Here is a 7,789-nt window from a genome sequence, read left to right on the forward strand (position 1 = left end):
GATTATTTTAAACTCATTCTAATTCTATAAAACTAGAATGAGTGTTAGCTTAGCCTACACACAATTAACCTGCAGAAGTTATGTAAAAGGGATAATAAGATAAATGCCTTATTTGTAATTATTATGCTTAAAAGCACAGTTGTTTCGGGACCAAAATGTCCTTCATGTGGGGATAAAAAAATGATAACAGATGAAACTACGGGGGAGTTGTTTTGTGGAAGATGCGGTTTTGTAATGTCAGAAAAGATTTCAGATACTGGTGCAGAATGGCGTTCTTTTGCCAATGATGACACAAATAGAACTAGGGTAGGTGCAGGCACATCATTGACTATGCATGACATGGGTTTATCTACAGTGATTGGTCCTGCCAACAAAGATTCAACTGGGAAACCTCTCACATCATCAATGAAAAGCTCAATTGAGAGATTAAGAACTTGGGACAGTAGATCACAAGCACATTCATCTGCAGATAGAAATCTAAGACAAGCACTAAATGAAATGGATAAACTAAAAGACAAACTTGCATTAACAGATGCAGTAGTAGAAAAAGCTGCATACATTTACAGAAAAGCAATGGAGAAAAAACTAGTCAGAGGTCGTTCAATTCAAGGGTTAGTTGCAGCATGTCTTTATGCATCATGTCGAAATACAGAAACCCCAAGAACACTTGATGATGTGGCAAAAGGTATCAACATAAGAAGAAAAGACGTTGCAAGATGTTATAGATTGATTTTTAGAGAACTTGAATTAAAAATGCCAGTAGTAGATCCCGTAAAAGGAGTATCAAGGATTGCCAGTATTGCAGAGTTAAGTGAAAAGAGTAAACGAAAAGCAGTGGTAATACTTGAACAAGCAAAAAAAATAGGCATGGTTGCTGGAAAAGATCCTATGGGAATAGCTGCAGCTGCATTATATTTGGCATGTATTAGTACTGGTGAGATAAAATCACAAAAAGATATCTCTATTGCATCTGGAGTTACAGAAGTAACAATAAGAAACAGATGTGCAGGATTAAGAAAAATGCTTCAAAATTGAGATAGAAATGCTAAACAATGAAAATGCGTGGTCAGAATGGTTAGACTTTAATGGAGATACAATTTCAAAAATTCCTCAGTCAGCAGGAGTATACATGATGCATGCATCAATGAAAATTTTATTTATTGGTGGTGCTGAAAACATCAAAATAAGTATTCAAGATAAAGAAGAAGAACAGTGTATTTCAAAAGCTACAAGGATAAGATATATGCAGACGCCATCATATGAGAAAGTTGCAGAAGATTTAATCAAAGATTATCAAGATAGACACGAGGGCAAACTTCCTCAATGTATGCAGTAATCATGAAAAAGTTAAAACTGTTTTAGAAATTATAATGCAAGTTCTTGTAATCTTTTGTATTCTAGTTTATCCCATGGAAATACGATGTATTCGTTACCATGAGTTTTTTTAGAATATATGAGTTGCTTCGGATATTTCTTTCCACGCCTTGCAAATAATGTCGCATATACAAAATCTGATGGATTAGAGATTTTTGGAAGTATTTTCTTAAAGGTACTGCCAGAATCATAAATATCATCTACAAAAAGAGAATCCACGGGAATTTTATTTTTATCAACAAGAATTACATCAATGCCCATATGATCTGCCAATAGTCTTGCAGGAACTAATCCTCCGCGACTAATAGTAGAGATACTAGAGAAATCTTTGTGTAATAGAAGAACTTTTTTTGAAAGTTCTTCTATGATTTTTTCAATCTCTTTCCAAGAGATATTTTGATAAGAATTCATGTTGATAACAGACAATACTAGAATTAAGAAGTTATCATTAGAGTCAAAAAGTTCCTAAAACGGGTTTTTTTAGTGGTGCAATAAGTTTAAGAATTTTAAATGCTATTTTACCAAAATCGGCATCTTTTTCTAAGGATACTAATAAAACACCATCTTCTGCCAAAGGAAAACTCATCACAATTACTTTATCTCGATAAGACATTGAAAAATGGACTTCACCAAATTCCTTGTCAAATTCATGCCTCATACGAACTCTAAGGGCAAGTTCCATGAACATCATTTCATCTTGTTTTTGAGATTCTAATGACTGCAAGCCAACCTTCATTCCCCCTGCAATAAGATGCCCTCGACTGTTGATTATTCGTGCAGATCTTACTTTAGGGTCTATTTTGATAATTTTTTGACAAATTTTTTCTAGAACCTCTTGTGAAGTCACTTGTCTAATTATACAAGCGAACTATTTATTGAGATCTGTATTAAAAGTAATCCGTGGAATCACAATCATCAACAAATCCTACAGAATACTACAAACATTTGTCATTATTTTGGACAGATATTATTCATTTAATGTCAAGCAAACCACAAGCATTAACATCACTTGGACCAATGCGGGCATTCGCATCAAATGCTAAAAAAATATCAACGGAATTAATCCAAATAAATGAAAGTTTATTGGAGTTTAACAAATTTGTTACAGAATATTATAAACAACTATCAGAAACTTGGACAGATGCACAAAAAAAGGTAAATCTGAAATCGCCAGATGTACCACATGACGTAGAACAAATGGAATCATTTAAGAGAATATGGATAGATATTTTTGACAATGATTTTACTGAATTATTTGATTCAGAAAAATTTGGAGAAAATTACGGTAAATTGGTTTCAAAAGAGTTAGAACTGACAAAACATTGGAACAACATTTCAAATGTAATTTTACAATCTGTGAATTTACCAAGTAAAGAAGAGATTGATGAAGTGTACAAAGAAATGCACTCACTTAAAAAAAGAATTACAAAATTAGAAATTGAATTGAAAAAGAAAAAAGAAATAAAAACAAAGGAGGAATAAAAAATGAAAAACGAAACAAAATTTGATCCTAAACTGATAGAAGAGATGATAAAATTCAGTAAACATGTTATGGATGCACCTAAATTAGTTTCCGCCCCAGATGAAATTAGTTTAGAAATAACTCCTCATGATATAGTACAAGAAATCGATAAGACAAGATTGCTACACTACAGACCACTTACAGACAAACAACACAAGACACCATTACTAATTTCATATGCATTGATTAATAGATATCATATTTTAGATATTCAACCAGAAAAGAGTTGGGTAAGAAATTTACTATTACAAGGATTTGATGTATACATGTTAGATTGGGGATCCCCTACTAGCATGGACAAATATTTGGATTTTGATGATTATGTTAATGGGTATTTAGATAGTAGTGTAGAATATATCAAAAATGAATCATCAACAGAAAAAATATCTTTACAAGGATATTGTACAGGGGCCACTATTGCAACAGCATATACTGCATTACATCCAGAAAGTGTGAAAAACTATATTGCAACTGCACCTGTAATTGACGGATGGCGTGATACTACAGTAATTAGTAATTTAGCAAAACACATGGATGTAGATAAAATGGTAGAAATTATAGGAAATATGCCTCCAGAATTCATGTATTATTGTTTTTCAGTACTAAAGCCATTTGAACAGGGAATTGAAAAATATGTGAATTTTTTTAAAAATATTGAGAACAAAAAATTTGTAGATAATTTCTTAAGAGTTGAAAAATGGCTTGGAGACACACCACCAATACCAGGAGAGTTGTTCAGACAGTGGATTAAAGATATTTACCAAGAGAATCTTCTAATTCAAAATAAAATGTATGTAGGAGGAAGCCTGATTGATTTGAAAAAAATAAACATGCCATTATTTACACAAGTTGCAGTAGGAGACCACTTGGTATCGCCTGAATGTAGTATGCCTCTACATTATGCAGTTGGAAGTGAAGATAAAACATTGAAGATATACCCTACTGGGCATGTTGGAATGATTGCTAGTTCACTATCTCAAAACAAGGTACTTCCAGAATTAGGCAAGTGGCTTGAAGAAAGATCATAAAATAAAAAATAAAAATTTACCACTAGTTGTTCTTTGTGGTGAATGCACTTATCCAGGATTGTAGAATGTTTTTGTTCAGGTCAGCAAAGGATTTTGCATTATCATTGAATGTTTTGATGTTTTGTTGTGTAGCATCAATTGTTGCAAGTGTAATTTGATTCTGTATTGAAGCTGCCTTTACAAATTCTTCTGTAGTATCATGAATTACTTTTAGTGTTGCTTGTGGAATATTTGCAGCAATACCTGCTTTCTTTGCATATTCTTTTTGTATTGTAATTGTAGAATCTACAATATTTTCATATGCTTGCAGGTACTCTTGTTGAACATTAGTAATTGACTGATGATATTGTGGTACTGAATGTCTAATTCCTGAGAAAAGTTTGTCTACATTTTCCTGATATACAGAAAATAGATCTTTAGATCCTGGTGTTTGTTCGTTTTTACTCATTGTTTCACCTCCTTATTTTTTGATTTTTTTGCGATTGGAAGGATTATGACTTGAACCAAGTCTCCTTCTCCTAATCCAAGTGCAGTACGTTCTGCCTCTGGAATTGAAATTCTGCCATTACTGCTGACAGTTGTTTTGTATGCTCCCCAATTCATAAAAGATGGAAGCATTTGGCCAATCTGAAACATGGTCTCCATACTTTTATTTTGCATAGAAGACATGTTCTTCATTAAATCAGATTGAGCATTTCGTGTGTTGTCTGAAACTTCTCTTAGAGTTTCTAAAGGATTGAATGTTTGAGTATTTTGATTAGTCATTAGCATGCCAAAGTTTTTCATAAATTCTGCTTGAGCACGGCCATTTTTTTGAATCCAGTCTTTAAACATCTCTGAAGGGTTAAATTGGTTATAATTACCACTCATTGGTAATTGTAGGAACTACTTTGTATATAAAGTGTTCTACTTTAAAAGAAAATTCAATACAATAGACAAAAAGGTCTCAGGATCTTGCACATATGGAGTATGTCCACATTTCTCCATTTTATGAAACTTACAGTCTCGAATAAAAGATACAAATCCATCTGCAAATTCAACGGGTACAACTGGATCATTAACACCCCAAATTACCAAAGTGGGGCATTGAATTGTGTGTAATTTAGGAGATATTATTTCCGAATTTTTCATTCCTAAAATAGTTGACATAAATGCTAACTTTGAATTTGGCAATTGCATTCTTTCAATGAATCCCTTAACGATTTTTTCATCCACAGTGTTGCCTGATGCTTCCATTAGATCAAATGCATTTTTAGCACTTTGTTCATTAGGATATAGTGCAGCCATAATGTATGCATCGAGTGCAGGAGTAGATTGTTTCATGGCACCTGCGGGAGATACAAGTACCAATTTTTCTACATTTTTTGGATTAGCAGAAGTATACTCTGCAGATATTTGACCCCCTAAAGAGGAACCAATAATGATAGGACATTTAATTTGTAAGGCATCAAGGAATTTTCCTAGAAAATTAACAAACATTTCAGGAGAGTAGTCCAAAATAGGTTTATCACTATATCCGTAACCTATCAAATCAGGTACAATAACACGATAGTGTTTTGCAAATGTAGGAATAACTAGATTCCATCTTTCAGCAGATGCACCTAACCCATGAACCAATACAAGTGTATTTTTTGAATCACCAGATTCAAGATAACGGATCTTGTTGCCATCTACTTGTATGAATTTTTCTTGCATTAATTTAGCGTAAATATTTACCTAGTTAAGGGTAATCAATATTATCGATCAGAAAAATTTAACAGATTTTCAAATTTTTGGGAATGTAATAAACAGGACTATGTTTTTTAAGATCTAAAGAAAAATCACATTGTGATAGATAAAAAAATAACTAAAATACTAGTACCAATGGATGGGTCTAAAAATTCTTTTAGAGCACTTGAAATGGCGATATCAATAGCAAGGCAGTTTGAGGCCACGATTACATGCACATATGCTATTAACATGCAACCACATTCAGAATTTCAAGGAATCACTTCAATAACTAAAGAGATCAATAAAGAAATTAAAAAAATAATGAATACTGCAAAAGAATTATCAGATAAAAACAATGTATCATTTAAAGAAAAAACCATGGTAGGTGACATAGGATATAATCTTGTGAAATTAGCACATGATAAAAAAGAGAAATTTGATTTGATAGTGATGGGTTCTCGTGGTAGAAGCGTGGTAAAGGAGGTATTCTTAGGAAGTGTTTCAAATTATGTTATCCATTCATCTAAAATTCCAGTACTGATTGTAAAGTAATTTTAAGACAATCCGTGTTTTTGGAAATATTTTTGATGATATTCTTCAGCTTTGTAGAATGTAGGGGCGGGAACAATTTCAGTTACGATTGGTTTATGTAATTTACCTGACTTTTCTAATTCTTCTTTAGATTTCTGTGCAATCTTTTTTTGTTCTTCATCGTGAAAAAATATAGCTGAACGATATTGGTTACCAATATCAAGTCCTTGCCGATTCAAGGTGGTAGGATCATGATTATTCCAAAACACTTGGAGTAACTCATCATAAGAAATTTCATTGGGATCATATTCAACTTGGACTGCCTCTGCATGTCCAGTTGTATCAGTACAAACTTCTTCATATGTGGGATTGGATAATTTCCCTCCAATGTAACCCACCTGTGTTGATTTCACACCTTTGGTTTTACGAAGTAAATCTTCAACATGCCAAAAACATCCAGCGCCAAATGTTGCCTTCATGACTTTAATTCATGTAATATCAAATTAAAACCATTTGATCACGATATGGAAAGAAATGTCGAGAGAAGATAAATTTTCAATTAACATTTGTAAAAATTTCAACTACTTTTTTGGCTAGATTTTCAATATTAGCAGTAGGTTCTGCAGAAATTAAAAGTAATATTTGTGTAATTGGAAATGGAAAACTTACCAAGACTGCTTTGTCTCTTCTAGCTGCAAGATAGTTAATAGGACCTAAACTGTCATCAAAATCTTTTCGAATAGAAAACTGCGATACAAATTTTAAAAATGAATGAAGGCGAGTTTCATCGTCTTCGTATGGAACTAGTCCCTCTTTAAAACCACCAGAGATCAGATCACCATTTTTATCAACAATTCCAGCAAATCTAATTTCAGATTCTTTTAGTAATTGAGAACATTTTTCATCATAAAGCTTTAGTGCAGCGTCATTTTGAGTAGACATCGTAGGTATTCAACGAATCAAAAATAAAAACCTAGTCAATAATAAAGACAACTCTCAGATATAACGGAATTGTGTATTGTTATAGAATTCCATATCGGTCATTAAGTTAAGCATGTTTTTACTACCAATTAATAAGTAAAAAAGCATAAACATATTTCAATGAAAGTAGTGATTCCAATAATTTTAGGAATTATAGTAGTTATCGTAACGCCAAGCGCATTTGCACATGAGCCAAATTTTGAAGTAAAAACAACTAAAGATATTTTAAAATTTTGTGAATTTTTTCATGCTGAATACAATCTATTGGGACCAGATGCACTTGCCGATCAGCATCCAAATTTACCAAATCTTAGAGCATGTGGAATTTTGTATCACAACATAGCTTGGAATAGCACCCATCCAGGGAGAGATATTGTATTAATTGCCGAGATTGAAAAATACTTGGGAGATTCATCATACATCAAAGAAAGATGGATAAAAAATTCTGAAAAAATCCCAATATGGTTGAAAAACGATGCAAGAATGTGGTCAAATGAAGAAACAACTGACACGTTATTTGTAAAAGGGATAAGAAAAATGTTAGATGACCATATTCTAAATCCATCTTTGGAAAATTCAAAAAGAAAGTGTATTGAAAATAAACTGTGCATAATGAAATCAGATTATATGAAATACTCATATT

The 7,789-nt window shown here is 32.4% G+C and carries 12 protein-coding genes and 1 pseudogene; 6 read left to right on the plus strand and 7 right to left on the minus strand.

Annotation, left to right across the window (positions count from 1 at the left end; translation table 11 throughout):
- Window positions 1-123 precede the first annotated feature (123 nt).
- Window positions 124-1,035 (plus strand): transcription initiation factor IIB, encoded by a 912-nt coding sequence (locus BG20_RS10750; RefSeq protein ID WP_010195190.1) that lies wholly within the window; start codon window positions 124-126, stop codon window positions 1,033-1,035.
- Window positions 1,036-1,042: 7 nt separating this feature from the next.
- Window positions 1,043-1,336, plus strand: a complete 294-nt coding sequence (locus BG20_RS10755) for a hypothetical protein (RefSeq protein ID WP_010195193.1) — start codon at window positions 1,043-1,045, stop codon at window positions 1,334-1,336.
- A 29-nt stretch (window positions 1,337-1,365) separates the two neighbouring features.
- On the opposite strand, the gene BG20_RS10760 is transcribed toward BG20_RS10755, so the two are convergent.
- On the minus strand, window positions 1,366-1,785 hold the full coding sequence (locus tag BG20_RS10760; protein WP_010195195.1) for a phosphoribosyltransferase: 420 nt from the start codon (window positions 1,783-1,785) through the stop codon (window positions 1,366-1,368).
- Window positions 1,786-1,828: 43 nt separating this feature from the next.
- Complete coding sequence (locus tag BG20_RS10765; protein WP_010195197.1) at window positions 1,829-2,221, minus strand: DUF6659 family protein; 393 nt, start codon at window positions 2,219-2,221, stop codon at window positions 1,829-1,831.
- 131 nt (window positions 2,222-2,352) lie between these two features.
- Here BG20_RS10765 and BG20_RS10770 point away from each other — a divergent pair, with 131 nt between their 5' ends.
- Both BG20_RS10770 and phaC read left to right on the plus strand, forming a co-directional pair.
- Entirely contained in the window at window positions 2,353-2,856 is a 504-nt protein-coding gene (locus tag BG20_RS10770; protein ID WP_420805955.1) for a poly(R)-hydroxyalkanoic acid synthase subunit PhaE, read from the plus strand.
- A gap of 3 nt (window positions 2,857-2,859) precedes the next feature.
- On the plus strand, window positions 2,860-3,924 hold the full coding sequence (phaC, locus tag BG20_RS10775; RefSeq protein WP_010195202.1) for a class III poly(R)-hydroxyalkanoic acid synthase subunit PhaC: 1,065 nt from the start codon (window positions 2,860-2,862) through the stop codon (window positions 3,922-3,924).
- Window positions 3,925-3,946: 22 nt separating this feature from the next.
- On the opposite strand, the gene BG20_RS10780 is transcribed toward phaC, so the two are convergent.
- The 3 genes from BG20_RS10780 to BG20_RS10790 are packed head-to-tail and all read right to left on the minus strand — an operon-like array spanning window position 3,947 to window position 5,619.
- Entirely contained in the window at window positions 3,947-4,372 is a 426-nt protein-coding gene (locus BG20_RS10780) for a hypothetical protein (protein WP_010195204.1), read from the minus strand.
- Window positions 4,369-4,794 (minus strand): AbrB/MazE/SpoVT family DNA-binding domain-containing protein, encoded by a 426-nt coding sequence (locus BG20_RS10785; protein ID WP_010195205.1) that lies wholly within the window; start codon window positions 4,792-4,794, stop codon window positions 4,369-4,371. Before BG20_RS10785 ends, BG20_RS10780 begins: the two co-directional genes overlap by 4 nt.
- Window positions 4,795-4,830: 36 nt before the next feature.
- On the minus strand, window positions 4,831-5,619 hold the full coding sequence (locus tag BG20_RS10790; protein WP_010195207.1) for an alpha/beta fold hydrolase: 789 nt from the start codon (window positions 5,617-5,619) through the stop codon (window positions 4,831-4,833).
- 132 nt (window positions 5,620-5,751) lie between these two features.
- Between BG20_RS10790 and BG20_RS10795 the strand changes: the two genes are divergently transcribed.
- Window positions 5,752-6,186 carry a universal stress protein gene (locus BG20_RS10795; RefSeq protein WP_010195209.1) on the plus strand — a complete coding sequence of 145 codons (435 nt, stop codon included), beginning with the start codon at window positions 5,752-5,754 and terminating at the stop codon, window positions 6,184-6,186.
- 2 nt (window positions 6,187-6,188) lie between these two features.
- Here the strand turns inward: BG20_RS10795 and msrA are convergent, their stop codons facing one another.
- Together msrA and BG20_RS10805 are read right to left on the minus strand one after the other, a co-directional pair.
- Window positions 6,189-6,644: a peptide-methionine (S)-S-oxide reductase MsrA gene (msrA, locus tag BG20_RS10800; protein WP_010195211.1), complete on the minus strand. Its 456-nt coding sequence runs from the start codon at window positions 6,642-6,644 to the stop codon at window positions 6,189-6,191.
- 76 nt (window positions 6,645-6,720) lie between these two features.
- Entirely contained in the window at window positions 6,721-7,107 is a 387-nt protein-coding gene (locus tag BG20_RS10805; protein ID WP_010195215.1) for a DUF6659 family protein, read from the minus strand.
- Window positions 7,108-7,266: 159 nt separating this feature from the next.
- On the opposite strand from BG20_RS10805, the pseudogene BG20_RS10810 reads away from it, so the two are divergent.
- Window positions 7,267-7,789 (plus strand): annotated as a pseudogene (locus BG20_RS10810) (hypothetical protein); the annotation flags it as partial.

The organism is Candidatus Nitrosarchaeum limnium BG20 (genome assembly GCF_000241145.1).
Taxonomy (GTDB): Archaea; Thermoproteota; Nitrososphaeria; order Nitrososphaerales; family Nitrosopumilaceae; genus Nitrosarchaeum; species Nitrosarchaeum limnae.